Source organism: Desulfobulbus propionicus DSM 2032, from assembly GCF_000186885.1.
GTDB classification, from domain to species: Bacteria; Desulfobacterota; Desulfobulbia; order Desulfobulbales; family Desulfobulbaceae; genus Desulfobulbus; species Desulfobulbus propionicus.
This window is the reverse complement of record NC_014972.1, coordinates 3,510,400-3,535,235: the sequence shown is the minus strand read 5'-3', so window position 1 is coordinate 3,535,235 and position 24,836 is coordinate 3,510,400. Positions and strand designations below refer to the sequence as shown.

General features: G+C 58.8%; 25 protein-coding genes. 12 read left to right on the top strand and 13 right to left on the bottom strand.

The window, feature by feature from the left end; genetic code table 11:
- Positions 1–26 precede the first annotated feature (26 nt).
- From radC to DESPR_RS15400, 5 genes are all read left to right on the top strand, one after another.
- On the top strand, positions 27–506 hold the full coding sequence (gene radC, locus DESPR_RS15420; RefSeq protein WP_015725730.1) for a RadC family protein: 480 nt from the start codon (positions 27–29) through the stop codon (positions 504–506).
- Positions 507–560: 54 nt separating this feature from the next.
- Positions 561–1,496 carry an ArdC family protein gene (locus DESPR_RS15415; RefSeq protein WP_015725729.1) on the top strand — a complete coding sequence of 312 codons (936 nt, stop codon included), beginning with the start codon at positions 561–563 and terminating at the stop codon, positions 1,494–1,496.
- A gap of 173 nt (positions 1,497–1,669) precedes the next feature.
- A complete protein-coding gene (gene istA, locus DESPR_RS15410; protein WP_015725728.1) occupies positions 1,670–3,220 on the top strand; it encodes an IS21 family transposase in 1,551 nt (516 codons plus the stop codon).
- Positions 3,221–3,229: 9 nt separating this feature from the next.
- Positions 3,230–3,982, top strand: a complete 753-nt coding sequence (gene istB, locus DESPR_RS15405) for an IS21-like element helper ATPase IstB (RefSeq protein WP_015725727.1) — start codon at positions 3,230–3,232, stop codon at positions 3,980–3,982.
- Between the two features lie 192 nt (positions 3,983–4,174).
- Positions 4,175–4,708, top strand: a complete 534-nt coding sequence (locus DESPR_RS15400) for an outer membrane beta-barrel protein (RefSeq protein ID WP_015725726.1) — start codon at positions 4,175–4,177, stop codon at positions 4,706–4,708.
- Between the two features lie 352 nt (positions 4,709–5,060).
- Here the strand turns inward: DESPR_RS15400 and DESPR_RS15390 are convergent, their stop codons facing one another.
- The gene (locus DESPR_RS15390; RefSeq protein WP_015725724.1) at positions 5,061–5,228 is read right to left on the bottom strand and encodes a hypothetical protein; all 168 of its coding nucleotides are present in this window, start codon (positions 5,226–5,228) and stop codon (positions 5,061–5,063) included.
- 331 nt (positions 5,229–5,559) lie between these two features.
- Here DESPR_RS15390 and DESPR_RS15385 point away from each other — a divergent pair, with 331 nt between their 5' ends.
- From DESPR_RS15385 to DESPR_RS15375, 3 genes are read left to right on the top strand one after another with little or no spacing between them, the layout of a single operon-like run.
- Positions 5,560–6,348 (top strand): hypothetical protein, encoded by a 789-nt coding sequence (locus tag DESPR_RS15385; RefSeq protein WP_015725723.1) that lies wholly within the window; start codon positions 5,560–5,562, stop codon positions 6,346–6,348.
- Positions 6,329–7,003 carry a class I SAM-dependent methyltransferase gene (locus DESPR_RS15380; RefSeq protein ID WP_015725722.1) on the top strand — a complete coding sequence of 225 codons (675 nt, stop codon included), beginning with the start codon at positions 6,329–6,331 and terminating at the stop codon, positions 7,001–7,003. The genes DESPR_RS15385 and DESPR_RS15380 overlap by 20 nt, the downstream gene beginning before the upstream one ends.
- Complete coding sequence (locus tag DESPR_RS15375) at positions 6,988–7,686, top strand: site-specific integrase (RefSeq protein ID WP_015725721.1); 699 nt, start codon at positions 6,988–6,990, stop codon at positions 7,684–7,686. Before DESPR_RS15380 ends, DESPR_RS15375 begins: the two co-directional genes overlap by 16 nt.
- A gap of 125 nt (positions 7,687–7,811) precedes the next feature.
- Here the strand turns inward: DESPR_RS15375 and DESPR_RS15370 are convergent, their stop codons facing one another.
- Positions 7,812–8,027, bottom strand: a complete 216-nt coding sequence (locus DESPR_RS15370) for a PEP-CTERM sorting domain-containing protein (protein WP_015725720.1) — start codon at positions 8,025–8,027, stop codon at positions 7,812–7,814.
- A gap of 446 nt (positions 8,028–8,473) precedes the next feature.
- Between DESPR_RS15370 and DESPR_RS15365 the strand changes: the two genes are divergently transcribed.
- Positions 8,474–8,947: a thermonuclease family protein gene (locus DESPR_RS15365; protein ID WP_015725719.1), complete on the top strand. Its 474-nt coding sequence runs from the start codon at positions 8,474–8,476 to the stop codon at positions 8,945–8,947.
- Between the two features lie 165 nt (positions 8,948–9,112).
- On the opposite strand, the gene DESPR_RS15360 is transcribed toward DESPR_RS15365, so the two are convergent.
- The 11 genes from DESPR_RS15360 to DESPR_RS15310 form a co-directional block, all read right to left on the bottom strand.
- Positions 9,113–9,556, bottom strand: a complete 444-nt coding sequence (locus DESPR_RS15360) for a hypothetical protein (RefSeq protein ID WP_015725718.1) — start codon at positions 9,554–9,556, stop codon at positions 9,113–9,115.
- 33 nt (positions 9,557–9,589) lie between these two features.
- A complete protein-coding gene (locus DESPR_RS15355; protein WP_015725717.1) occupies positions 9,590–10,042 on the bottom strand; it encodes a GNAT family N-acetyltransferase in 453 nt (150 codons plus the stop codon).
- Positions 10,043–10,064: 22 nt separating this feature from the next.
- Positions 10,065–10,367, bottom strand: a complete 303-nt coding sequence (locus tag DESPR_RS15350; RefSeq protein WP_015725716.1) for a (2Fe-2S) ferredoxin domain-containing protein — start codon at positions 10,365–10,367, stop codon at positions 10,065–10,067.
- 42 nt (positions 10,368–10,409) lie between these two features.
- Positions 10,410–11,591: a NifB/NifX family molybdenum-iron cluster-binding protein gene (locus DESPR_RS15345; protein WP_052302140.1), complete on the bottom strand. Its 1,182-nt coding sequence runs from the start codon at positions 11,589–11,591 to the stop codon at positions 10,410–10,412.
- Positions 11,592–11,667: 76 nt separating this feature from the next.
- Positions 11,668–13,041 carry a nitrogenase molybdenum-iron protein subunit beta gene (nifK, locus tag DESPR_RS15340; RefSeq protein WP_015725714.1) on the bottom strand — a complete coding sequence of 458 codons (1,374 nt, stop codon included), beginning with the start codon at positions 13,039–13,041 and terminating at the stop codon, positions 11,668–11,670.
- A 24-nt stretch (positions 13,042–13,065) separates the two neighbouring features.
- Entirely contained in the window at positions 13,066–14,703 is a 1,638-nt protein-coding gene (gene nifD, locus DESPR_RS15335; protein WP_015725713.1) for a nitrogenase molybdenum-iron protein alpha chain, read from the bottom strand.
- A 20-nt stretch (positions 14,704–14,723) separates the two neighbouring features.
- Positions 14,724–15,098 (bottom strand): P-II family nitrogen regulator, encoded by a 375-nt coding sequence (locus DESPR_RS15330; protein WP_015725712.1) that lies wholly within the window; start codon positions 15,096–15,098, stop codon positions 14,724–14,726.
- Positions 15,095–15,439: a P-II family nitrogen regulator gene (locus DESPR_RS15325; protein ID WP_015725711.1), complete on the bottom strand. Its 345-nt coding sequence runs from the start codon at positions 15,437–15,439 to the stop codon at positions 15,095–15,097. The genes DESPR_RS15330 and DESPR_RS15325 overlap by 4 nt, the downstream gene beginning before the upstream one ends.
- A 36-nt stretch (positions 15,440–15,475) precedes the next feature.
- Positions 15,476–16,303 (bottom strand): nitrogenase iron protein, encoded by an 828-nt coding sequence (nifH, locus tag DESPR_RS15320; protein ID WP_015725710.1) that lies wholly within the window; start codon positions 16,301–16,303, stop codon positions 15,476–15,478.
- Between the two features lie 422 nt (positions 16,304–16,725).
- The gene (locus DESPR_RS15315; protein WP_015725709.1) at positions 16,726–18,036 is read right to left on the bottom strand and encodes a hypothetical protein; all 1,311 of its coding nucleotides are present in this window, start codon (positions 18,034–18,036) and stop codon (positions 16,726–16,728) included.
- A 41-nt stretch (positions 18,037–18,077) separates the two neighbouring features.
- Entirely contained in the window at positions 18,078–18,797 is a 720-nt protein-coding gene (locus DESPR_RS15310; protein WP_015725708.1) for a glutamine amidotransferase-related protein, read from the bottom strand.
- Positions 18,798–19,340: 543 nt separating this feature from the next.
- On the opposite strand from DESPR_RS15310, the gene DESPR_RS15300 reads away from it, so the two are divergent.
- The 3 genes from DESPR_RS15300 to DESPR_RS15290 all read left to right on the top strand — a co-directional run bounded on the left by DESPR_RS15300 (position 19,341) and on the right by DESPR_RS15290 (position 24,741).
- Complete coding sequence (locus DESPR_RS15300) at positions 19,341–19,712, top strand: hypothetical protein (RefSeq protein ID WP_015725707.1); 372 nt, start codon at positions 19,341–19,343, stop codon at positions 19,710–19,712.
- A 53-nt stretch (positions 19,713–19,765) separates the two neighbouring features.
- Complete coding sequence (locus DESPR_RS15295; RefSeq protein WP_015725706.1) at positions 19,766–20,866, top strand: cyclic nucleotide-binding domain-containing protein; 1,101 nt, start codon at positions 19,766–19,768, stop codon at positions 20,864–20,866.
- Between the two features lie 173 nt (positions 20,867–21,039).
- On the top strand, positions 21,040–24,741 hold the full coding sequence (locus DESPR_RS15290) for a SpaA isopeptide-forming pilin-related protein (protein WP_015725705.1): 3,702 nt from the start codon (positions 21,040–21,042) through the stop codon (positions 24,739–24,741).
- Positions 24,742–24,836: the final 95 nt, after the last annotated feature.

Sequence of the window (24,836 nt, the reverse complement as noted above, 5' to 3'; positions counted from 1 at the left end):
TTGTGCCTCGTCCATAGGAGGCACACATGCTCTACATCAAAGATCCCTGCGGCGATTATCAACCCGCACCCAAGGAAACCATTCTCTCCGAAGCTCGTAAGCTCAGCGGATATCAGTTCCGGCGAGGGGCCGCGATCCTGTCGCCCACCGCCGCCAAGGAGGCCATCGGGCTCAAGCTTACCGGCCTGGAGTACGAGGTGTTCGGTTGCCTGTTTCTCGACAGCCGGCATCAGGTGCTGGCCTGGCGGGAGATGTTCCGGGGTTCGATCAACCGCAACTCGGTCCATCCCCGCGAGGTGGTCAAGGAGGCGCTAACGCTCAATGCAGCGTCGGTGATCATTGCCCATAATCACCCCTCCGGCGGTATCCAGCCCAGCAAGGAGGATCTGGAACTCACCCGCACCCTGACCGAGATCCTCAAGGTGATCGATGTTCGGGTGCTCGATCATCTGATCGTGGGCGAAGAGGTCCTCTCCCTTTCCGAAACCGGCCATCACAGCGCCTGACACCCATTGGGGACGACCCGATGGGTTCGTCCCCTGCACCCAAGGAGCAAGACTATGGACAATCAAAAAATATCCATCTACGAAGAAATCACCGCCAAGATCATCACTGCCCTGGAAGACGGCGTCAATCCCTGGGCCAAGCCCTGGCAAACGGTTCATTACGGACCCTTCCGCAATGCGCTCACCAACCGGCCCTACCGGGGGATGAACGTCCTCTTGCTCAACCTGGTGGCGCTGGCCCGTGGTCATGTCGATCCCCGATGGCTCACCTTTCGCAATGCCGAGCAACTGGGCGGCCATGTCCGCAAGGGTGAGAAAGGAGCGGCCATTGTTTTCTGGAAGTTCCTGCCCGCCAGGGACCGGGACGGCGATGCGGCACAGGACGCACTGACCGATGACGAACAGGAGCGGAAGCTGATCCCCTTTGCCCGCAGCTACACGGTGTTCAATGTGGAGCAGTGCGAGGGGGTGGACCTGCCGCCGCTGGTTGAACATGATGCACCGGATGTGGACGCATGCAACCAACTGGCGGAGCAGATCCTGGCTCTGCCGAATTTGAAGCACGGCGGCAACAAGGCCTGCTATCTGCCGGGTCCGGATATGGTGATTCTGCCGCATCGATCCAGCTTCGAGCATGATGATTTCTATTACGCCACTGGCTACCATGAAATCTGCCATTGGACCGGGCATCCCGACCGGTTGAACCGGGTGTTCGGCACCCGGTTCGGTGATCTTGGCTATGCCTTCGAGGAACTGGTTGCCGAGATCGGCGCTGCCTTCCTTGGTGCCCACACCGGCATCCCCTTTGAGAACATGCGGCATCCGGAGTATATCCACCACTGGCTGCAGATCCTCCAAGGCGAAAGCAAGGCCATCTTCACCGCTGCTGCCAAAGCCCAGCAAGCTGCAGATTTTGTCCTCGATAAGGTTGGGATTGCTGGTGTTCAGGAAGATGGTTCCGCTGCAAATGAACTCCCCGTTGCGGCGTAAAAGGAGGGGCTTGCGTATTCCGGAGCAAGCCGGCCACTGATTCCGTTTCAAGTCGGCCGGGTATTCCGTTTGAAAGCGGCCACTGATTCCGGTCGAATCCGGCCACCTCATTGAGGGGGTAGCGGCGCGGGATAATGCCTGGTATCTGGTCTCCTTTTTTTCGGGAGGGCAAGATGCCGGCGGAGAGATTATCCATGCGCAAGATTTACGAAATACTGCGGTTAAAGTATGGCCACGGATTGAGCAATCGAGAGGTGGCCTTGAGTGTGTCGGTGAGCCGGAGCACGGTGGCGGATTACCTGCTGCGCGCCCAGGCTGCAGGGCTTTCCTGGCCGTTGCCTGACGGACTGGATGAGAAGGGGTTGGAGCAACGACTGTTTCCCTCGGTAAGCCCCGAAAGGCAACAAAGCCTGCCGCAACCCGATTGGGTCGAAGTACAACGGGAGCTGCGGCATAAAGGCGTAACTTTGGCCCTGCTCTGGCAGGAGTACAAAGAAAAGCATCCGGAGGGGTGCCAATACAGCTGGTTTTGTCAGCAGTACGAACGGTGGCGGGGCACCGTCGACCCGGTGATGCGTCAGGAACATCGCGCCGGAGAGAAGCTGTTTGTCGACTATGCCGGTCAGACCATGGAGGTATTGGAGGGCAAGACCGGTGAGATCCGCAAAGCAGAGATTTTTGTCGCCACTTTGGGAGCCAGTAACCTGACGTACTGCGAGGCGACCTGGAGCCAGGGACTGCCGGACTGGATCGGTTCGCACGTTCGTTGCTTTGCTTTTCTCGGTGGTGTCCCAGAGGTGGTGGTTCCTGACAACCTCAAAAGCGGTGTGAGCAAAACCTGCCGCTACGAGCCAGAGTTGAACCCCACCTATCAGGACATGGCCACGCAGTACGGTGTGGCGGTCCTGCCGGCCCGGGTTCGCGCCCCACGCGACAAAGCCAAGGTGGAAACTGCGGTTCAGATCGTTGAACGGCAGATCCTGGCCAAACTGCGGCACCAACGGTTCTTCTCCCTTGCGGAGTTGAACCAGGCCATCAGCCAACACCTGCACGCACTCAACACCAAACCCTTCCAGAAACTTCCCGGTTCACGCCAAAGCCTGTTCCACAGCCTCGACCAACCGGCCCTTAAGCCTTTGCCGGCCACACCGTACGAGTTTGCTCTGTGGAAGAAGGCCACGGTGCATATCGATTATCACGTCGAAGTAGACGGGCATTATTACAGCGTCCCCTCCCGGCTGGTGAAAAAGCGGCTCGACATCCGCATCACCTCGTCCGTAATCGAATGTTTTGACCGGGGACAACGGGTTGCCAGTCATCAACGCAGTCGGGACAAGGGCCGCCACACCACGGTAACCGAGCACATGCCGCCGGCGCACCGGCAGTATCAACAGTGGACACCGGAACGGTTTCTCCGCTGGGCAGCCAAGATCGGCCCACTGACCACGCAACTCACCGAAAAAATCCTGGCCTCCCGCGTGCATCCTCAACAGGCCTATCGCAGCTTGATGGGCATTCTTCGTTTAGGCAAGAGCTATGGCAACGACCGGCTGGAGCAGGCCTGCGGCCGGGCGCTGGTCATCGGTGCGGTCTCTTTCCGCAGCATTGACTCCATCCTCAAAAACGGTCTGGACAAGGCCAATGAGGAGGAGGTGGCGGCTCCGAGCCCTGTGGTTCACGACAACATCCGCGGCCCTCACTATTACCACCCCACGTTGCAGTAAGGAGGCGCCATGTTGACTCATCCAACCCTCGATAAACTGGAATCACTTCGGTTGCGTGGAATGGTCCAGGCGTTGAAGCAGCAATGGCAACAGCCGGAGATCAACGAGTTGTCGTTTGAACAGCGACTTGGTCTTTTGGTCGACCGGGAGACCGATCTCCGTCAAACCAGGCAAATGCAGGCCCGGCTCCGCAAAGCCAAACTTCGGCAGAATGCGGTTATTGAAGATATCGATTTCAAACACCCCCGTGGCCTGGACCGGTCGCAGGTGCTGCAACTGGCCACCTGTCAATGGATCAAGCAGAAGCAGAACCTGCTCATCACCGGTCCCACCGGCGTGGGCAAATCGTACCTGGCCTGTGCCCTTTCCCACACCGCTTGTCGGGAAGGGTTCAGCGTGCTGTATCTGAGGGTTGCACGCCTCTTTGCCGATCTCGCCCTAGCCAGAGGCGACGGTCGCTACATCAAGCTCCTGGCCACCTTCGCCAAAACCGACCTGCTGATCCTCGATGATTATGGCCTGGCGCCGTTCACCAGAGAACAGCGCTATGATTTTTTAGAAATTTTAGAGGATCGCCATGGACTGCGCTCCACACTGGTCACCAGTCAACTCCCGCTTGAGCACTGGCATGAACACATTGGTGACCCCACTACGGCGGACGCAATCCTTGACCGACTGGTCCACAATGCCCACACCCTGAAACTCAAAGGAGGATCGATGCGGAAAAAGACCCCATTGACAGAACAACACGACAGCAAGTAGAGACACCATAAACAACCGCGTCGCTACGCTCCGACCGGGGTGGCCGGAATCACTGGAAGAGGTGGCCGGCTTCCACCGGAATAGGCACTCCTTCGTAAGACTTGCCGACAATGATTTTGAACGGCAAAAGAGTTCTGATGCGTTCTTACAGCTCTGCGAGGCAATCTTTCCACCTCAATTGAACGAAATACCGTGCATATTACAAAAAAAACCATCGTCGGCCTGCTGTTTGGCGCCGGGTGTCTGATTGCCTTCACCGGGACACCAGCTCCGGCACTCGACCTCTATGGATTTGGCAGTTATTGGGATAAGGGCGATGCTGAAGGCACCTGGTGTGCTGGCATCGGGTTGGGCATGCCTCTGCTCACCGATCACCTGCGGTTCGACGGCCGAATCTACCTTGCCGAAGACAGCGATTTGGGCCACGATGACGAACTCACCATGGTTCCGGTGGACCTGGGCCTGCAACTGCACCTGCTGCCCGACGCCTCCATCAATCCTTACGCCCTCGGCGGCCTGTCCTTCATCTATGCCGATGCCGATCACCACGACGTGGATTCGAGTCTGGGGGGATACCTGGGCGGCGGTATCGAGTGGGTGCCCTTTCCGATCGTCAAACTGTTCGGAGAGGTGATTTATCGCTCCCAGGAATTGGATGGCGGTCTGGGTGAACATATCGATGTGAGCGGATATACCGTCAACATGGGCGTGAAGATCAATTTCTGACCCGGGCGGCGGCCTGGCTGAGCCGGTTCGCGCCAGGAATGCAGGCGGCAAAAAAAGTAAGGCCCGCTTGGGGCCTTGCTTTGACAGATTATGTGGCTCGCTGAGCGTCTACCACCGCTCAGTGCCGATGAGCACGTTCACATCCATGCAGGTTGATCGCTCGTGCGCGGTTAAGTCGTTGATGGAACGAATACCTCCGCGGTCTGCATCCAGGGAACAACTGAACTCCCTGCCTTTGTCATCCCGCACCCAGACCAACGACTCATATCCCACGTTCCTGACTCCAGGGTCTCTTTCCAAATATTCCATGACATCCTCCATGTGATGTTGAGGTTGACTAACGTGGCACTTCTCACCAGCGCTCGGTGCCGATGAGCAGATTCACGTCCATGCATGCGCGCCGCTCGTCCTCGTTAAGTTCAACGCGATCGCTAATGTCGCCCTTGAGCGCATCAATCGGGCAGACATATTCCTTTCCGTTTTTGTCCTTGATCCAAGCTAGCGATTCATATCCAACCATGACATCCTCCATTGGGATTACGTATTCTCTTTTTTCGTTCCTGTGCTTTACACAATAAGCAAGCAGGCGTCTGTCGCAATGCTGGTTAAATGAGGGATAAATGATATTAAGAACTATCATTCGTTTTGGCCGGTTGGAATGAAATAAAAAATGAGATCGACCTGCGGAGGGGCTCCGTCGTCAAATCCCGCCGAGGGCTTCACGAAAAGGCATTGACACCATTGAACCGCTCGGCTACCCACTCTTAAGCAATCGAACAGCGATACGACCAGGTTTTCGGTGATCGCCCGCTCGGCAAGACCATCAACGAGAAACATCACGACGTGTTGCGATGAAACAATATCTGAAATACGACTGGGATGCCATTGCCGGCATTATTGCCGCAGTGGCGGCCATCCTCATGCATTTTCTCCACTTGGTGGAATCGGATGTCCTGCTCATGATCGCGGTGGTGCTGATTGCCCTGCTGTTTTTGCGCGATCTGCGCCGCGAGCGTGACGGGGAGCGTCTGGGGGAATGTTTGCAGCGGACGGAATTTTCCCTCAATGAAATGTTGGCCCGGCTGCGGCCCCATGACGTGGTCCTGATCGGCCCGCAGCAGATCCACCAGGCGATGATGGAATTTTCTCATCATGCCTGCAACGAAATGCTGTGGTTTCACGTTTGTCCCCTGATGTTCAAACGCCAGGCGGTGTTCGACGACCTCTTCAAAACAGCCATCGAAAATCCCAACGTTCACTCGATCCAGTTCATCCTCGATCAATCCGACCGCGACCTCTGGGAAAAGGAGGTGATGCCGAAAATCGACCAATGCCCCAGCCGGGCCAAGGTGCAGGAGGTGATCTGGACCTCCATCGCCGGCGGAGTTTCGGCGATCATCTCTGATATCGAGAAGGTGGGCAGGATCGAATGCCTGCTGAGCTTTTGGGGCGAGCCGTTCATGGCCCGAATGCCGGGAAGCAATGTGCCCCGGTATATTTTTCACGTCCAAAGCAACTCCGAGCTGATCGGCCGGATGATCGAGGTGGTACGTTCGCACCGCTTGTGCGAACTGCCGGCAAAGGACGCCTGGCAAGCCCGCCATCCACCCGAGGACAACCATGACAACCGCGCTCTTTGACACCTGGCCAGAACAGTACGACCGCTGGTTCGACACCCCAACAGGCCAGTTGGTCAAAATCTACGAATCCGCCTTACTGCTCGAATTCCTCGCCCCTCAACCCGGTGAACGCATTCTGGACGCCGGCTGCGGAACCGGTCTGTTCACCGGGGATGTCCTTGATCGAGGGGCCATGGTTATCGGAGTGGACCTGTCGGTGCCAATGCTGGACAGGGCGCGGAAGCGGGCGGCGGGACCTCGTTTCACCGCTCTGTGCGCCGACATGGGGGCCTTGCCCTTTGCCGACAACAGTTTTGACCGGGTGTTTTCCATGACCGCGATTGAGTTTGTCGCCGATGCCGCCAAGGCCATTGCCGAACTGAATCGGGTCGTCCGCAGGGGCGGCCCGGTGGTAGTCACCACCCTCAATAGTCGCAGTCCCTGGGCGACGCGGCGAAAGCGCAAGGCGGAACAGGGCCATTCCTTGTTCCAAGAAATTTGTTTCAGATCGCCGGAGGAAATGCGCTCTCTCGTTCCCGTCCCATGCCAGGTCAAGACCGCCATTCATTTTCAAAAGGACGATCCCGTGGATCTGATCCCGGCGACAGAGACCCGGGGCGGCCGACTATCCCCAGACGCCGGCGCTTTTCTCGCGGTGCGATGGCAAAAGCAGTGAACACCTCCATGCCACCCTTCACCCCTGAGGCGCTGGCGCTGTTATTTGCCCGGGAAAATTTTCGTGCCTTCCAGAAGGCCGGTTTTCTGTCCCACTATTGGGCCCCTTTGATCTCCGTCTGCTCCGGAACCACGCGCGACGAGATTTTTTTGCTGACCGCCAACGACGTGCGGCAGCGACACGGGTTGTGGATCATGCATGTCGCGGCAAGGGCGCCCTGGAACGGGCGTCCCGGAACAGTGGCCCGCGACATCCCTCTGCACCCCATGCTTTCCACATTGGGATTTGTCGAATTTGTCCGCCAGCGGCAGCGGACCCATCCCGCCGAGCGGCTGTTCCCGGAATACAAGGCCATGCAGGGGCAGGCTGGCATGCTCTTTTCACGGGTGTTCACCCAATGGATCAACGCCACGGTGCGTCGGTTGCCCGCCGAGCAGCATGATCTGTTCGCGGCGGACTTTCATTTTCCGTCCCTACGCGCGCTGTTCACGGTGGAGGCGGTTCGGTCCGGGATGAGTGACCACCTCCTGCGCGCACTGCGCGGAATCGGTGACGGCGTGCACGAATTCGCCGAGGCCGCCGGGGATCGTGCCGTGCTCGAAAAACTCGCGGCGGAAATGGAACGGGTGGATATCGCTTCGGCCTTCCCACCGCTGTATCCTTATTGGGAACTGATGGCCTGAGTGGTGTGTTTGCTGTCTAGTTTTCAGCGGGAATGTCGAGGGAGAAGGCGGAGCGTTTCCCGTGGACAAAAAAAGCAGGACCTGTTCGGCCCTGCCTCGGCATGCATCTCCCCGGCTGCAACCGGTTACCGCATCTTCTTCCTGATGATCGCGGACAAGCCGATCAAGCCGGTTCCCAAAAGAAACATGGTTGCCGGTTCCGGCACCTGATGCAACCGCATGATGTCGCCACGGTGCAGAATCTCAGAGACACCCGCGGCATGAAAAATCGCACTTTCCGAACCTGTTGCCGCCAGCAACAGGGAGCCCACTAAACAACTCATCCCGATAATCCACTTCATATTCCACCTGCCTTCGTTGTGCCTGATCCTTGTATGGGGTGGTGGCAACGTTGCTTTGATTACTTTGGAGTATGCAATATGCGCTCCAGAATGTGTTCATGAAAAAAATATCAATATAATTCAATAAATTAGAACCTGTATTTGTCGTTGAGGTTTCGGCGTGCCGGAACAGGCTGGTTTGTTTTTTCGAAAAACCGAACAATTCGTGCGATTTTTCCGGCATATCGGAAAAATAGGTAAAAACACCACGAGTGGTCATGCGGTGCGGTGCGTCGCCGGTTTAGTTCGAGTCGTCCCGATGCGGGCAAAAATATTTAAATATCGGCTGATTATCCGGATGGTTAAGGGATTGTCGCCGGAGTCGATTTTTACGTGGAAAACCCAGGGGCAAATCGGTTAAGAGGGGGGAAATCTCTGTGAGCAATGAATAAGGAGTGTGGACAATAATGAGATGGTTCTTTTTGCTGTGCATGGTCGTGGCGTTGATGCAAGCCCCTGCTTTTGCCTATTCCGGAAAAGTCGTGTCGGTGGACGAGGGGGACGCCATCACCGTGCTCCATGACAACAAAAAAAAACGCGTTCGTCTTTATGGTATTGACGCCCCCGAGCCGAGGCAAAGTTACGGTAAAAAGTCCAAGGAGTTCCTTGGTTCGTTCGTCAAGGGGGAACGGGTGGATATCGAACCAAAGAAGGCGGACAAAAACGGCCGGACAATGGGGATCGTTTCTCTTGGTGGCGATAACATCAACGAACTGATGGTGGTCAATGGGCAGGCGTGGGTGCATCGCCCCTCCTGCAAGGAGGACTTCTGCGAAAAATGGGTCAAGATGGAAGAGGCCGCCAAGGCCACGCGGGCCGGGCTCTGGAGCGAGCCGGGCGCGGTGCCTCCCTGGGAGTTCCGCCGCGCAGGCAAGCGATAGGGGGCAATTGACACCACCGGTAACGAGCTGATTCCAATTCGCTTTCAAGTTGTCAGTTTATGAACGGGCTCTCTTGAAGGCAAAGGCGAATGAGAATGGCCTCGACAAGAGGGGAGCGGTGCGGACCGCTCCCCTCTTTTTTTGCCGTTGCGCGCGGAACCGGGCTCAGGGGCAAACTTCGCCGAGCCGCTGCTCCAGTTGTCGCGCCACTCGGAGCATGATGTCGATTTCCGCCGGCGTCGGCACCTTGACGGTCCACGCAGACGGATCGCAGATGTCCTGGTAACTGTCCAGGTTGCGGATGGATTCCTCCAAGCCGCGGACCGCGTCCGGCAGCCACTGTTCCAGGGCATCGACCAGGTCGTGCATGGTGTGGTTGTAGGGCAGGCGGCCGATCTCCATGAGCGCGCTCATCACCAGTTTTTCGATGGCCATGGCGATGAGATTGTAGAGGATTTCGGTGGTGAAGTTTTTTTTCTTTTTGCGAAAGGCTGTTTCGGCCAGACGGAGAAACTGTTCTCCTTCGAGCTTGTACTGCTGCCAGTCCTCGATGGCCTGGGTGCGGATGTCGCTCAAGCCCACCAGGGCGGGAGGGAGAAAGGGAGCCATGGGATTCTCCTGTGCACGATGGATGCGTGCGTTTCAAATGCCGGATAGGTGCCGCCGCAGGCAGATCAACGCGGTCCGTTGCCAGCCCCGCCGGTCGTAAAAGACCAGAGCCGGCCTATTATTGGTATCGGCCAGGAGCTGCATTCGGCTGGCCCCCTGGTTCCGCGCCCAGGTGGCCAGGGCGTCCAGCAGGGCACGTCCGATGCCCTGGCCCCGATGCCCGGGATCGACCACCACGTCCTCGACCAACACGGCCGGACCGCCCTCGGCCGTGGAAATGACCAGCTGGCCGGTACACATGCCGACAACCTTTCCGTGCACCTCTGCCACCAGCACACGGCTGCGCTCGTCGTCGAGGACCAGAGCCAGCCCCTGGCGCTGCTTGTCGGCGTTGACGTTGAAATCCTCTTCAATGGCGAACAGCAGCCGGAGCAACTCCACCAAATGCTCCAGATCCTGCGGCCTGGCGGTGCGCACGAAGGTCATGGACGTGTTCCCTGCCGCTGTTCTACTCGATCAGATAATCGGCGGCCGGTTCGCCGTCCTCGATACCGTCGAGGATGGCGTCGATGATCCCGGTGCTGGTCACACCCTTGAACCACCAGTTCTGCGGCTGCACCACCAGCACCGGGCCGTTCTCGCACTGCTTGAGACAGCCCGTGGCAATGACCTGCACGTCCAGGCCGCGATCGAGGATCTCTTCTTCAATGTACTGCAGAAAGCCGTCGGTCTGTTTGTGGCAGATACCCTTGGGATCGCCCTTGGTGCGGAAACTCTGACAGACGAGGATTTGTTGTTCGGGGATAGCCATGGTGTCTTCCTTTCGTTATGATTCAGATGCGTTGTGCAGTTTTCATCGTTTACATGTTTGACCTTTTCCGCCGCCGTAGAGCACATCCACCGTGCCCTCGATATTCTCCTCGGTGAGGAGGACCCGGATGCCGCGCCCTGCAAGCACTTCCCGTGGCCGCTGGCCGGCGCTGGCCGCCAGCAGGGCAAAGCAGTCGTGCAGGGTGTCGGCCAACTGTTCCCAGCGCGATTCGCCACTGCCCGGTTCCGGGGCCTGGCGGATTTCCTGAAGACAGACGAGTCCGTCTTCGCGCGGACCATACACCAGCAGCGTCTTGGCCTGTCCCAGGTGAAGATCGACCTCCATGCCGGTGGCACTGGCCACCGCCACCCGGGGACGCTCGCTGCTCGGCTTGGGGAGCGGGGCCTGGGCAACGGGTTTGGCTCCGCAACCGCAGGAGCCGCCGGTGCCGCAGCGCGGGCCGCAGTCGCAACCACAGGCATCCGTTTCCACCTGCTGGAACCTGGTCGGCAAGAAGCGGCTGGTCAGGTTGGCGATCTGCTCCATGTGCACCCGGGTCGGCATGCCCGGGGTCTTGTCCTGCTGCGGATCGGCCATCAAGGGAACCAGCTCCATGGCCGTTGCGCCCAGTTCGGCCATGGTTTCCGCGATGGTGACGATCTGGTGGGCATTGAGGCCGGGGCAGACCGTGGTGCGGACCGTCACCGACAGACCAGCGTCAGCCAGGGCCGGAACCGCCCTGGCCTGTTCCTCCAGCACAAACGGCACCACCTCCCCCAGCGGGAGCGTTTTCTTGCCGGGGCGGATCCAGGCGTAGAGCTGCTCCGCCGTGGCCGCGTCCAGGGTTTCAATCAAAAGGGTCACCTTGCTCACCCCGGCCGCCGCCAGTTCGGCAGCGTGCGCGGCCGCGCCGAGGCCAATCGTGGCCAGACCGATGATCAGGTCCGGGTAATGCTGCCTGAGCAGGGCCACGGTCGCCAGGGTTGTTGGCATCGAGGCCAAGGGATCGCCGGGACCGTTCAGCTCGACCTGCGTCACACCTTGACGGCGGTCCACTTCAGCCAATACGTCTGCCGCGCTCAACGCCGGGCCGGCTTTGCTTTCCGGTGCGTGGCGCATGCGGCAGAAGGCCAAGGGGGCGACTGGCAGTCGTAGGGATGGGATGGCCGGGTCGCCGGTCTGGGCGGCAAAGCCGGGGGCGCTGGAGATGGGGATAACAGGCATGATGGTCGACCCGTGGGTTGAAAGACGAAGAATCCGGCGGGGGACAAGGAGGAACCCTCCGCCGGACTGTTGGTGGTTAATAGACCAGTTCGAACTTCTCTTCCGGCGCATCCCGGTCCTGCCGATCCAGGAGGGCGTTCAGCACCTTTTCGAGGAAGCGCAGACCGCCTTTGTAGCCGACGGTCGGGAAGTACTGATGCCCCTGCCGATCCAGGATCGGGAAGCCCCAGCGGATGAAGGGGATGTCCTCGTCGCGGGCGATGTACTTGCCGTAGGTGTTGCCAATCAGCAGGTCCACCGGCTCGTTCTTGATCCACTGGTGCAGGAGGAACAGGTCGCCTTTGGCGCGGACATTGACCGGGAAAGGGGAATCCTTGGTCAGTTCCTTGATCCGTCGCTCGAACCGCTTGCCGGGCGTACCGGTGACAATATGCACCGGGCACATGTCGATGGACACCAGAAACTCGGTCATGCTGATCAACTGATCGGGGTCGCCGAACAACGCCACCTTCTTGTGGTAGAAGTACTGGTGCATGTCCGAGATCAGGTCGACCAGCTGGCCGCGCTCGTACGACACTTCATCCGGAACCACGGTGCCGCTGATAATGCGCAGGGCGTCGATGAACCGGTCGGTGGCCTTGAGTCCGTAAGGCATGTCGAGAATGCGGCAGGGCACCTTGTGCTTGGTGTCGAGCAATCGGGCGGCATCGGCCGAGCACCAGTCGCCCAGCGCCAGGGTACCGATGGCATCACCGCAGCCCTTGAGTTCGGCCACGGTGACGCCGCCCTGGGGAAACATGTGGTACTCGCCGGACAGCGGGCCATTGAGCACGCCGGAGGTATCCGGGAACAGGGTGATGTCCGCGCCCACCAACTTGGCCAGCCGCTTGATCTCTTCCATGTCCGAGGGTTCCACCCAGCCGGGGATGACGTTGACCTTGCCGTTCTTCTTGCCGGTGGGTTCAGCCAGGTCGGCCATGGCCTTGACCATGTTGGCAAAGCCGGTCACATGCGAGCCGACGTAGCTCGGCGTGGAGGCCCCGACCAGGGTCTTGCCCGCCGGCACAGTGCCCTCTTTCCGGGCCTTGTCAAAGATCTGGTTGAGGTCGTCGCCGATGGTCTCCGACAGACAGGTGGTGTGCACCGCAATGACGTCCGGGTTGTAGACGGTAAAGATGTTGTTGATCGCCTGCAGCAGATTGGCCTGGCCCCCGAACACCGAGGATCCTTCGGTAAAGGAGCTGGTGGCGGCCGAGACCGGCTCTTTGTAGTGCCGGGTCAGGGCGCTGCGGTGGTAGGCACAGCAGCCCTGGGATCCATGGCTGTGGGGGAGACAGCCATGGATGCCCAGTGCCGCGTACATGGCGCCGATGGGCTGGCAGGTCTTGGCCGGATTGATGGTCACGGCGCTGCGCTCGTTGATTTCCTTGGGTGTATGTCGTAGGAGCATTGTTCTACCCTCTTGGTTGTTGCGTTATTCCCACACGTAGGTGGCCGAGAGTTCCGGGTTTTCCTGCCAGGGGGCCTTCATGTATCCCCACACCTTGCTGTTGACCAGCCGATCGATCTCCCTGTAGAAGTTGACCGCGCCCTTGAATCCGGCATAGGGTCCGCCGGAGTCGTAGCTGTGCAGCTGTTTCATCGGCACGCCCAGCTTCTGGATGGAAAACTTCTCCTTGATGCCGGCGCAGAAGATATCCGGCTGCATCAGTTCCACCAGTTTTTCCGCCTCGTACTGGTTGAGATCGTCGATGACCAGGGTGCCGGCTTCCATGTCCGGAAGGATGCCATCGTACTCCTTGAATGTGAAGCCCTGGGCTGCCAGGGCCTGTAGTTCCGCCTCGGTCTTGCGCGGCCGGTAACGTTTGGGATCGGCCTCGACCTCGATTTCCTCGATGTTGCGGCTGTCGGCATCCACCTTGAGATGGGGGATGACGTGGCGTCCCTCGTAGTCGTCGCGGTGAGCGAACTCATACCCGGCGGAAAGGGTCTTCATGCCCATTTCGCTAAACAGATCCTGGTAGTGATGGGCCCGGCTGCCGCCGACAAAGAGCATGGCCGTCTTGCCGGTGGTGCGCGGCAGCACATCCTGGCGCACCGCCTCCACCTGGGGCATCTCCTCGGCGATCACCGCCTCCACCCGGTCGATCAGTTTCTGCTCGCCGAAGTACTCGGCGATCTTGCGCAGCGACTTGGCGGTCGACTTGGCACCGATGAAGTTGACCTTGATCCACGGGATGCCGAACTTGATTTCCATCATGTCGGCCACGTAGTTGATCGAGCGATGGCACATGACGCAACTCAAATCGGCCATGTGGGCGCTGGCGAACTGGTCGTAGGTCGAGTTGCCGGAGAAGGTCGAGATGGTGGTGATGCCGCACTTGCGCAGGATCCGGTCGATCTCGAAACCGTCGCCGCCGATGTTGTACTCGCCCAGCAGGTTGATCTTGTACTCGCCCTCTTTCGGTTCGTTGTTCTCGCCGACCATGTGGGTGAACACCTGGTTGTTGGCGATGTGGTGGCCGGCCGACTGACTCACGCCCTTGTAGCCCTCGCAGCTGAAGGCAAAGACGTTGCAGTCGCCCAGTTTTTCCTTCATGGTGCGGGCAACGGTGTGGATGTCGTCGCCGATCAGCCCCACCGGACAGGTGGCGAAGATGGTGATCGCCTTGGGGTGGAACAGGTCGTAGACCTCCTGGATGGCCGCCGCCAGTTTCTTCTCGCCGCCGAAGATGATGTCCGAATCCTGCATGTCGGTGGAGAAGCAGTAGGGCATGTAGTTCTCGCCGTCGACCCCGGCGTCGGTCTGGTTGCGCCGGGTCAGCCAGGCATAAAAGCTGCAGCCGATCGGCCCGTGCACCAGGTTGACGATGTCGCGGGTCGGGCCCATGATCACGCCCTTGCAGCCGGCGTAGGTGCAGCCGCGCATGGTGATGATGCCGGGGATGGTGCGCACGTTGGCGGTGATCTCCGGGGTGGTGTTTTCCAGGGCCTCGTTGATCAGGATCTGTTTGGCCCGCTTGCGGGCTACCTTGGCCGGATATTTCTTGAGCAGCTCTTTCTTGATGTCCGTGGGTTCCCACTGAACGAGCTTTTTCTTTGCCGTTGCCATGTTGTATTCTCCTTAGGCTGTTACGAGATCGATTTGATTCCGGCTTCGCCCGTTCGTACCCGGACGGAATCCTTGATCGGCAGCACGAATACCTTGCCGTCGCCCGGTTTGCCCGTCTTGTTGGTGGTGATCAGGGTGTCGACCACGGTGTCGACAAGGTCGTCATCGACGACAATGGTGATCACCCGCTTGGGATAGAGCTTGCCCTTCTCGCCGAGCAGCGAGGCGGCCTCTTCATACCCTTCCTCGGCGCCGGAGAGGACCTGGGGGTTGACGAACCCTTTGCCCCGGCCCGTGGCCTCATGGGCGAAAAACGCATCCACCCCGGCCGCGGTCAGGGCCTTCTTGGTCTGGTTCATCATGTTCATGCGCACAATGGCGATCACCTCTTTCATGCCGCCACCTCCGCGCCTTCCTTGACGCCGGAGCTGATGGTGTAGGCGCACTCGACGTCGCTGACGAAGATCTTGCCGTCGCCGAAGGCCCCCTTGGCCCCGGAACGGGCGGTGTTAATGATGGTGTTGATGACGAACTCCTTGTCTTCTTCGTTGATGACGCTCATCAGCATGGTCTTGGGGATCTCGTCGTAAGTGACCTCGCCGATCTTGATGCCGCGTTGCTTGCCGCGACCGGCGACAGAATATTTCGTTACTGCGGGAAATCCGGCATCCATGAGGGCGGCGAGGACGGCGTCGGCTTTTTCGGGACGGATGATGGCTCTGATCATGATCAACATGGGAGTGGCTCCTTGGTGAATATCTGTTTGTTGTTGTTATGCTTCCATCAGACCGTAGTCCAGCAGCAGCTGCTCGAGTTCTTCAATGGCCAGCGGTTTGGGGATGACGAACATCTGGTTCTCGTCGATGGCCTTGGCCAGGCCGCGATAGGCATCGGCCTGTTTGACCTGCGGGTTCCACTCGATCACCGTCTGGCGGTTGATCTCGGCCCGCTGCACGTCGTTGTCGCGGGGCACGAAGTAGATCATTTGGGTGCCGATCTTCTTGGCCAGCTCCTCGATCATCTCCCGTTCGTTATCGACGGCGCGGGAGTTGCAGATCAACCCGCCCAGACGGACGTTGCCGCTTTGGGCAAACTTCATGATGCCCTTGCAGATGTTGTTGGCCGCGTACATGGCCATCATCTCGCCGGAACAGACGATGTAGATCTCCTCGGCCTTGCCGTCGCGGATCGGCATGGCGAAGCCGCCGCAGACCACGTCGCCGAGCACGTCGTAAAAGGCATAGTCCAGGCCTTCGCCCTCGTCATAGGCGCCCAACTGCTCGAGCATGTTGATCGAGGTGATGATGCCCCGACCCGCGCAGCCGACACCGGGCTCCGGTCCGCCGGACTCGACACACCAGGTGCCGCCGTATCCTTTCTTGCGGATATCGTCGAGTTCCACGTCCTCGCCTTCCTCGCGCAGGGTGTCGAGCACCGATTTCTGCGCCAGTCCGCCCAACAGCAGACGGGTGGAGTCGGCCTTGGGGTCGCAGCCGACAACCATGACCTTGCGGCCCATTTCGACCAGACCGGCAACGGTGTTCTGGGTGGTGGTGGATTTGCCGATGCCGCCTTTTCCGTAGATGGCTACCTTTCTCATTGCGTTGACTCCTTTGTGTATATGCAGGATATGTTGCCGGATCGCGCCGGCCCGTTGTCAGCCTTGGTCGAGGGCGAACGGCGCCGCCCTGTGCCCTCTCTAAGGCAATGGGCATGCCAGGAGATGAGAAGTTGAAAATATTGTTGGGAAAACAATAAATTACGATTTTTTCTCCCGGGATCCCCAGGCCGGGATCATCAACGGGAGCGGTCCAGAAATGTTGCTTGTTCGACAAACAGGTAGGAGGGCGACAAAATGGTGGGGGCGGAAGGACGGTCGGCCCGTCAAGAAAAAGGCAGAGTTACAGACGGGGCGTGAACCGTGACGGCGGATGCCGCGAAGTGGGGCCCGCTAGGCGTCGTGCTGGCGGGGGATCGGCCTCTTGGTCACGGAGGGGAAGGGCGGCGCTGGCGCCGCGCCGGTCAGCGCTCCTCGATCTGTCGACGGAAACGGGCCAATTGCTGGTCGCGGATCGTCCGCAGATCCAGACGGTAGATGTCCGGCGGAAAGAGGAATTCGACCACGCCGGTGTCGAAGATACGCTTGACCTCGTATTCGTCGTGGGCCACGTCGCGCTGATAGATGTAGTTGAGGTAGGAACGGTTGGTGTGAATGATGAACTCGATGCGCATGCCGCCGGTGCGGGCGAAAAATTTGAGCATCGAGGTCTTGCCGGAGCTGCCGGTGGCGCGGCCCTGATACTCGCCGCCGGTGAGGGTGTCGGAGATATCCTCCAGGGTCATGAACGATTTCGCCCGCGCGGCGCTGCGGGTCAGATGACGGACAAACCGCTTGACATCGTTGACCGAGTTGAGCACCGCCATCAATCCCAGCTCGTCGTCCACCGCCGTGGCCGGATTCTTGTCGTTCTTGCGCAGCAGTTTGAGTACCTTGGCCGCGGGTTCCTTCTTGCGGATGGTGACGTAGATGGGAATGTCGATGTCGTTGTCGCGAAACCGCCGCCGTTTGACCAAGGTCAGCTTTTCACCGGCCGCCGGCGTCATCGCGCGCGCCTCTTCCTCGGAGAGCACGTCCACCCGTGTACAGCTGAAATCCTCCGCGTTGTGGGCGCTGTGCAGATAGCGGATCTCCAGGTCACCGATTTTGAGATCTGGACTCCACACGTAGGCGTTGAGAAAGGCGAGAAAATCGAGAAATTTTTCGGCAATCCGCGTTTCCCGTTCCCGCTGGTCGATGGAGCCGGCCAGTCCCATCAGCGCCAGTTTGCGCTTGGCCTCAAACCGGGCTTTCTTGTGGTAGCGATCGTCAAACAGGGCCAGCAGCAGTTCGACCGGATCCCAGGCGGTGACAATCTCGTTGGTGGTTTCGATATGGGCGCTGTAAGGCGCCAGCACCTTGGCCCGCAGCGAGCTGATCACATCGTCGGCGGTGCGAGCGTATTCGTGCAGATGCCGCACCACTTCCTGGCCGGAACCCACGATGCCGAACATGTTGCCCAGCAGCAGGTAGGCGCGCTCCGCTGCCTTGGCCCGTCGCTCCTGGTCGTGGATCAGCACCAGAATTTCGTCGAAGGTATTGACCCCCAGGAGATCGAAGATCTGGTTGCGGACCGAACGATACTTGGTTTTCAACAGTTGATTGTGGCGGATGTTCCTGACCCACTGCTTGCTCTCGGCGGAGAAGGGATGGGCCAGGGGCGGGGCGCTGCCAATGGCGAAAGGGCCATCCTGGAGCATGGCGGAGAAAACGGACTGTTGACTGAGAATGCTCATGCGCGGTCAATGGACAGTGGCGAGGGGGGGCTCGTGGGCGGTTACCGCCCGACCAGGGTAATAAAATTGTGCAGCAGCAGGCTGAAGGTCGCCGAGCTCTCCGCGGCCTTTTCGCTAGTGGCGGCGTTCAATTCCGCCGCCAAGGGTTGTCCCGGGGCCACCGGCCGCTTTCTGTGCATGCGCCAAGTGCCGACCTCTTCCAGCACCCCTAAATAATTGTCGCATTGCAGGCCAACGATATGCGGACGGCCTTCGAGGCAGCATGCTTCTACCATGCACTCCTTGGAGGTGGCAAGCAAAACCATGGAACGGGGCAGCGGGGATTGAATCTCCCGCCCATGCCCCTTGAAGAGTGTCAGAGGTGACCGCAGCCCATGAAAAAGAGGGTGTTTTTTCCCCTCATGGGTCAGATGGCCGGCAACGAATCCCGTTCCAGGTACATGCGCCGGTCCGATGACCGCGCCCATGAGCTCGGCGATCAAATGCAGGCCAAGATTGAATCCAAGGCAGGGCCGGTTGAGATGCATCCACGCCCGTACCAGCCGTTTTTCCTCGCCAAGAAGGGGATGCGATCCATCCTGGTCGTGATCACACGGCCCGCCTAGAATGATCAGGGCGTCGAATTCGGCCAAGTCAGCGGCGCTTTCCCGCCACATTTCGACAACTCGCAGGGTGATCTGCCCCACGCGGGCCAGCCGCACCAACCCTTTGCCCGGAGGGTGCCATTTGGAGTGCTGCACGACAAGAACGCTGTATGCCATGGACGCCTCTGCATACTTGCCCCTTTGCAGGAGGAGGGGGCTGCCCCGCAGAGAGGAGGAGGACGGGGCAGCCGGTTGGAGGAGGGAGGTGGAACGAATGGCTGCTTGCACTTCGCCAACACGCTCGCTGGTCGCTGGTCAAACGCACGGGTGAGTGCCGACAGGCCTGGTGCCCCTGTGAATAACCGCTTCCAGTTGGTGTTTCTTGTTGTTTATCAAAAAGAGTGCCACCTGATCATTTTTCAGAGTATAATTATTTATCTTGTTATAATTATATATTTTTTAATCGGATGGCCGTGGCGAGGCAATGAGCCGATAATGAACAATTCGCCCATTTTTGTAGTGAATGGGTTTTTCAAAAAACAAAAAGGTTAAACAGGTGAGGGGTCGCAGGGAAGGAAAGCGGACTCTGGCCGTTTTCATTTTGACGAACCGATTTACCGCTGATACCATAGACCTACCGGTGATGCGACGGCGTGCATGTCAGCAGGACAACCCGCCGGTTGAAGGCATGGATCATTCTTTCAAACAAGGAGAACGCGAGTGGATTTCGGCGCAACGATCGATTCGATTCTACAAAAAATCGGGGACCTCATCGAGCCCGTCGGGCGGCTTGTGCAGGAAACCCATTTGCCGGAGCAGATCAAGGAGGTCGACTTTTCCGGGCTGTTTTCCAATCCCTGGTTTCTCGTTCCCTTCATTGCCCTTGTCGGCTACCTGCTCTACAAGAAGGCCCTCCGCGACCTGATCATCCTGGGGGCGGTGCTGGCCATCTGGTGGGCTTCCGGCACGCAGTACATGCAAACCCTGGTGGTCAACGGCGAGCTGCAGGTGAACAAGGTGCTTCCGGTGCTGTTCGGCGGTGCCGCGATTCTTGGGTTCATCATTTACCTGCTCTTCGGTCGTTCCGACTGAGCCACGAGCGGCGCCGGCCCGCTGTTCGGCGCCGCGATTCCTTTCCTTTTCGCATGAACACCAACGAGCCCAAACGCAACGCCAGTCAATACCGTGACGCGATCTTCATCGTCACCGAAGAACGTTCTTGCCCCATTTACAATGTGGGCGAGGAATTCAAGGTCGAGAACATGGCCTTGATCGTCCCCGAAGGCAAGGCGGTCTGCCTGCTGATGGTGCGCGAGCTGATGAAGGCCGTGGCCGAGAAAAAAAGCCTGGAGCGGTTTTCCCCCTCCGGGGTGCAGAAAGTCAAGTTTGAATGCGGCGGATGTACCGGCCTGATTCGTTTTGAATTCAAAAAAGAAAAGGGATTCGCCACGTTGCAGATGAAGCTGCTGGCCGCCGCCGAACAGAAGGCGCGGATGCGCCATCTGGATAAGTTTTATGACGTGTTGCGCAAGCTGGAAATTTTCGAGCCGCTCACCGAAGACAGCCTGCGCGATCTGTCGGCGCAGTTGCAGCTCAAGGAATACGACGCCCACAAAATCATCCTCAAAAAAGGCGATCCGGGCACCAGTCTGTACATCGTTCTCGAAGGCCGGGTGGCGGTTATCGGCGACGAAGGGCAGACCCTCTCCGAAATGACCGTGGGCGACATTTTCGGCGAGATGAGCCTGCTGTCCGGCGAACCGATCACCACCTCCATCCATTCGCGGGAAAGAACCCGCCTGGCCACTCTTTCCAGCAAGGATTTCAAGCACACCCTCAACCGTTATCCGGTGCTCCAGGTCTTTTTCTACCGCCTCCTGGTAGAGCGCGCCCAGGCCAATACCCTGCGGGCCGGCACCATCAGCTCGGGCATGACCGGCAGGCTGTCGGACATCAACGCCGTCGAGCTGTTCCAGCTGATCAATTCCAGCCAGAAAACCGGCAAGGTGCTGTTGGTACTCGACGACGGCAACGCCACGGTTGCCTTCAATGAAGGCGAACTGGTGAAAACCCAGTACAAGGAATTGAGCGGCAAGGAAGCCTTTTTTGCCCTGCTGGCCAAGAGCGACGGCACCTTCACCTACACTTCCGGACTCTCCGCCGAGGAAAAGCAACTGGAGGTCATCGGCGGCTTCATGGGACTGGTCATGGAAGGCATGCGCCGGGTAGACGAACAGCAGGCCTGATTGCCCCTGTCAGCTTTTTCTGGCCGCCTCCATGTGCGCCTTTCCCCCTCAAGGATCATCCTTCCTGCTCGCCTCCATACCTCATTTTATACTGGTGCAAAAATTGCTTGCCACCCAGTGTTCCCGACAAAACGTATAGGCCCATTTTTCGACTCTGAACACGAAGGGCGCCTTTGACCGCATCCGTTGCCCACATCGCCAAAGCCGCAAGCGAGCCGCTGCCCTCCGGGCGATCCACCGGTGGTTCGGCGGCCGTCTTTGACGCATCCCTGGCTCTTGAACAGGCGGACATCCTCCTGCGCCAAACAGATCAGTACGCCCAGTGGCAGCGGCTTCGTCAAAACAATGCCCCCCAGGCCCGGCAACTTGCCGAAACCGTGCTCAAACGGGAATCCTTGCTCCAGGATCACGCAGCGGGAAAGTCAATTAATTGGCAACAATTCGATCACCTGACCTCGCAGGCCCGTCTTGCCGGAATCAATCTGCCCACCGCCCACGAACTCCAGTCTCAACAACCCTCGCCCACCACTCCCGACCTCGCTCCCCCTGGCACCGCAACGGCCCCCCCTCCCTCTCCTCCGGAGTCTCCGATCAACGAGGATAACCTGCTCATTTTAAGTGCAGTCTGCCCGGAAATTGGCGTGAAGCAGGAGATTGTCGCCTACGGCGACCAGAAGAGTACCCTGCTGCCTGTCGGCGGCATTGCCCAGGCCCTTGGCTTCACCTTCAAGGTCGACGCGCAGCAAGGTGTCGCAAGCGGATGGATCATCTCCGAAGACCGGACCTTCTCTCTGGATGCGGCCAAAAAAAATATAAAAATTGAAGGAAAAACAGCTGATTGGAATGAGGGTCAAATCTTTGTCGGCGAGGACGACATCTATGTCGACAGTCAGCTGCTGAGCCGGTGGTTTCCAGTTGATATTGTTGTGTCCACCGGGGAAATGAGCGCCAAGCTGACACCGAGGGAACAATTACCCCTTCAGGCGCAATACGAACGGGAAAGAAAGCGCAAGGGGCTCTCGGAAAAGGAGGATACCAGCCTAAAGTACACCCCGAAACAGGCGCCATACGAATTGTACTCCTTTCCGGTGATGGACGTATCCCTGACCAGCGGCATTGAGAAGAACGGCCAGGAAAGCAATATGTTCCGCATCAACCATGCCCTTGTGGCCGAGGGCGATCTCGCGCACGCCAGCGCCAAGGCCTTTTTCTCGGGTGACGAGGAAGAGCCCCTGGACAATGCCCGCATCACCCTGGAGAAGATGGATAAAGAGAGCACGATGCTTGGACCGATGCGGGCCAGCAAGATCGCGGCGGGCGATGTGTCTCCCGTGGCTCTGCCTATCCTCGGGAACAGGAGCGTCGAGCGCGGCGTTTTTGTTGCCAACGGCGACGTTCAACGCAACCGGGATTTTGACACCACCCGGTTCGAGGGGAATGCGCAGCCTGGCTGGGATGTCGAGCTGTACCAAAACGGGAACCTGATCAATTCGGTCCGGGTGGGGAGCGACGGGCGTTATGTGTTCGAGGATATCCCGGTCTATTTTGGCGCCAATGCCTTTCAGCTGCTCGCCCATGGCCCGCAGGGCCAGCGCCGCATGGTCGAGACCAAAAATATCAATGTCGGCTCGGGAATGCTCAAAGCCGGTGGTTTTGAGTACAACCTCTCCGCTACCCAGAGAAAAAACACCGTGCTTGGCCTCGACCAGGAGGAAACCAGCGCAGGCGAGGGCGAACGGCTCGTCGGCAAATTCGCTTATGGGGTAACGGATCACCTTTCGGCAACAGCAGGACTCTCACGCGTTGAATTCGACGACACGCTGCACAATTATCTGCAGGCCGGCCTCAACGGTTCTCTTTCCTCGCTCTATGGCGAGATCAATACCATCACCGACAGCACTGGCGGCAACGGTCACTCCATCCAGGGGCAGACAGCTTGGGGCCCGGTCAATCTCCGGGCCAAACACGAGATTTTTTCCGACTTCGTCGACGAGAACAATCCGGACAGGATCTTGAAAGAACGGACGTCCTTCGGGGTGAATGGCAGTTTTTCCGAATTCACCTTCTTGCCCACACTTTCCTATACCCTCTCCAGGGAGAACACCACCTACGAAGATTCGGAAACGGGCCGGACCAGCGCGCGGTTGTCAAGCGCCATCAAAGGCATCCACCTCTCCAATGTGCTCCATTGGAATGATGGAGAAACCGGCGAGGGCACCAGCGCGCCGGTGGATGGCGAATTTCAGGCCAGCGGCACGATCGGCAGGGGGCGGATCACCGCGGGTGTCGGGTATGACCTCGGTGAAGCAAGCGGCATAACCGACTATAAATTGTCCGGACACTGGCCGATCGCGCAGGGGATCAGCGCCGGCGCCAGTGTCATTCGCGAGGTGGATGACGATTTGCAGGAAGACTTGACCACGGCCAGGGCCAGCCTTGACTTCGACACTGGCCAATATATTCTTTCTCCCAGTCTCCTGTACGATTCCGAAGGAAATTTTGGTGCCTTTCTCGGCCTTTCCTTTTCCCTGGGGAAGGATCCGGTGAGCGAGGAAATCGTGGTGAAATCGGAAAAACGATCCGGCCGCGGCGCGACGACGGCGTTTGTTTATCACGACGCCAACAACAACAAGGTCTTTGATCAAGATGACACGCCCCTGCCCGAGGTCAGGGTGGTGGCCAGGCAACTCAGGAGAAATGTCCGGACCAATGATCAGGGCGTTGCACAATTCACCGGGCTCGCCGCCTCCGAGCCAACCGATGTGGAAATTGATCCGGATTCGTTGAAAGATCCCCACTGGCAACCCGCTGTTCCCGGCGTGGCGGTCCTGCCTCGTTCGGGCAGTGTCCATTCCATCGACTTTCCTGTTGTTTCCACCGGAGAAATCGACGGCATGGTGTACGTTGCCAACAGGGAGGGCGTCAAGGAACCCCTGGCCAACGTGCAGTTGGAACTGCTCGACAAGCAGGGGAAGCAGGTCCAAAAAACCGTTTCCGAATACGACGGATTCTACCTGTTTGAAAAAGTCTTCCCTGGCACCTACACACTGCAGGCCTCCAGCACCGATCCCCGCCTCAAGGAATCGGTCGACGAATGGCAAAAACAGATTGTCATCGACAACGACGGCACCATCGCCCGCGGCAACGATATCATTCTTGCCCCACCTGAATACAGGAATCGCGACAAGGCGCCTGCCGACAGACCGGCCCCCTCCGCGCCCGGTTCTTCCGACACCCGGCAAGGGATGGGGCATGAAGCCCTTGCCGCTGTCAAACCATCCGCACCGCCTTCCGCCAAACAAACAACCACTCTTTCCATTGCCCCCTTGACCTTGGCGGCAAGCACCTTCGCCGCCCAAACAGGTACCGGCAATGCTGCCCCGAATGGCAAAGCCGGGGTCGCGCGCCGCGAAACCGAAACGCGCGCCGCCATACCCTCGCCCGTCCCACAACCGGCCAGCAAAGCGGAACAGCCACCTGCTGTGCCGACAAAAAACGGGACCACCGGCACCTATGCCGTCCATCTTGCCTCGTATAAATCCATGGAGGCGGCGCGCAGAGGCATGCAGATTCTTGCGCAAAAACTGGCGGACATTGTCGGCGCCGAGGATCTACGGGTGACAAAAGTCGATCTGGGTGAGGAAAAGGGGATCTATTACCGAGTCACCTGCGGCGATTTCAGCGTCAAGAACGAGGCTGACCGGTTGGCCGCGCGCATGCGGCCCAGAACCGGTTCCGCGCTCAGTCTCCCTGTCAACTACTCCACCAGGGAGCAGCAACCCATCGCCACCCTCCCCGCGAACCGGATGCCGACAGGGTATAACCCTAAATTGATCGCGCAAAAATACGCAAATATGCAGCGAAATAAAATTTGAGTATCCGTTGCCGGCTCACCAGCTCCTTGCCGTTTTCCCCGGTGCGGCGGGGACCGTAAAAAGAAAACAAACCGTGCAAGAAAAAACCCGGAAGA

Excerpts from the sequence above, each read along its gene's own strand:
- DESPR_RS15370 (WP_015725720.1), bottom strand. The coding sequence starts at position 8,027 with ATGAAGTGGATTATCGGGATGAGTTGTTTAGTGGGCTCCCTGTTGCTG.
- DESPR_RS15385 (WP_015725723.1), top strand. The coding sequence starts at position 5,560 with ATGAAACAATATCTGAAATACGACTGGGATGCCATTGCCGGCATTATT.
- DESPR_RS15415 (WP_015725729.1), top strand. The coding sequence starts at position 561 with ATGGACAATCAAAAAATATCCATCTACGAAGAAATCACCGCCAAGATC.
- DESPR_RS15380 (WP_015725722.1), top strand. The coding sequence starts at position 6,329 with ATGACAACCGCGCTCTTTGACACCTGGCCAGAACAGTACGACCGCTGG.
- nifD (WP_015725713.1), bottom strand. The coding sequence starts at position 14,703 with ATGGCAACGGCAAAGAAAAAGCTCGTTCAGTGGGAACCCACGGACATC.
- DESPR_RS15310 (WP_015725708.1), bottom strand. The coding sequence starts at position 18,797 with ATGGCATACAGCGTTCTTGTCGTGCAGCACTCCAAATGGCACCCTCCG.
- DESPR_RS15325 (WP_015725711.1), bottom strand. The coding sequence starts at position 15,439 with ATGTTGATCATGATCAGAGCCATCATCCGTCCCGAAAAAGCCGACGCC.
- DESPR_RS15315 (WP_015725709.1), bottom strand. The coding sequence starts at position 18,036 with ATGAGCATTCTCAGTCAACAGTCCGTTTTCTCCGCCATGCTCCAGGAT.
- DESPR_RS15330 (WP_015725712.1), bottom strand. The coding sequence starts at position 15,098 with ATGAAAGAGGTGATCGCCATTGTGCGCATGAACATGATGAACCAGACC.
- DESPR_RS15390 (WP_015725724.1), bottom strand. The coding sequence starts at position 5,228 with ATGGTTGGATATGAATCGCTAGCTTGGATCAAGGACAAAAACGGAAAG.
- DESPR_RS15360 (WP_015725718.1), bottom strand. The coding sequence starts at position 9,556 with ATGGCTCCCTTTCTCCCTCCCGCCCTGGTGGGCTTGAGCGACATCCGC.
- istA (WP_015725728.1), top strand. The coding sequence starts at position 1,670 with ATGCCGGCGGAGAGATTATCCATGCGCAAGATTTACGAAATACTGCGG.
- nifK (WP_015725714.1), bottom strand. The coding sequence starts at position 13,041 with ATGCTCCTACGACATACACCCAAGGAAATCAACGAGCGCAGCGCCGTG.
- DESPR_RS15295 (WP_015725706.1), top strand. The coding sequence starts at position 19,766 with ATGAACACCAACGAGCCCAAACGCAACGCCAGTCAATACCGTGACGCG.
- DESPR_RS15365 (WP_015725719.1), top strand. The coding sequence starts at position 8,474 with ATGAGATGGTTCTTTTTGCTGTGCATGGTCGTGGCGTTGATGCAAGCC.
- istB (WP_015725727.1), top strand. The coding sequence starts at position 3,230 with ATGTTGACTCATCCAACCCTCGATAAACTGGAATCACTTCGGTTGCGT.
- radC (WP_015725730.1), top strand. The coding sequence starts at position 27 with ATGCTCTACATCAAAGATCCCTGCGGCGATTATCAACCCGCACCCAAG.
- DESPR_RS15375 (WP_015725721.1), top strand. The coding sequence starts at position 6,988 with ATGGCAAAAGCAGTGAACACCTCCATGCCACCCTTCACCCCTGAGGCG.
- DESPR_RS15350 (WP_015725716.1), bottom strand. The coding sequence starts at position 10,367 with ATGGCTATCCCCGAACAACAAATCCTCGTCTGTCAGAGTTTCCGCACC.
- DESPR_RS15345 (WP_052302140.1), bottom strand. The coding sequence starts at position 11,591 with ATGCCTGTTATCCCCATCTCCAGCGCCCCCGGCTTTGCCGCCCAGACC.
- nifH (WP_015725710.1), bottom strand. The coding sequence starts at position 16,303 with ATGAGAAAGGTAGCCATCTACGGAAAAGGCGGCATCGGCAAATCCACC.
- DESPR_RS15355 (WP_015725717.1), bottom strand. The coding sequence starts at position 10,042 with ATGACCTTCGTGCGCACCGCCAGGCCGCAGGATCTGGAGCATTTGGTG.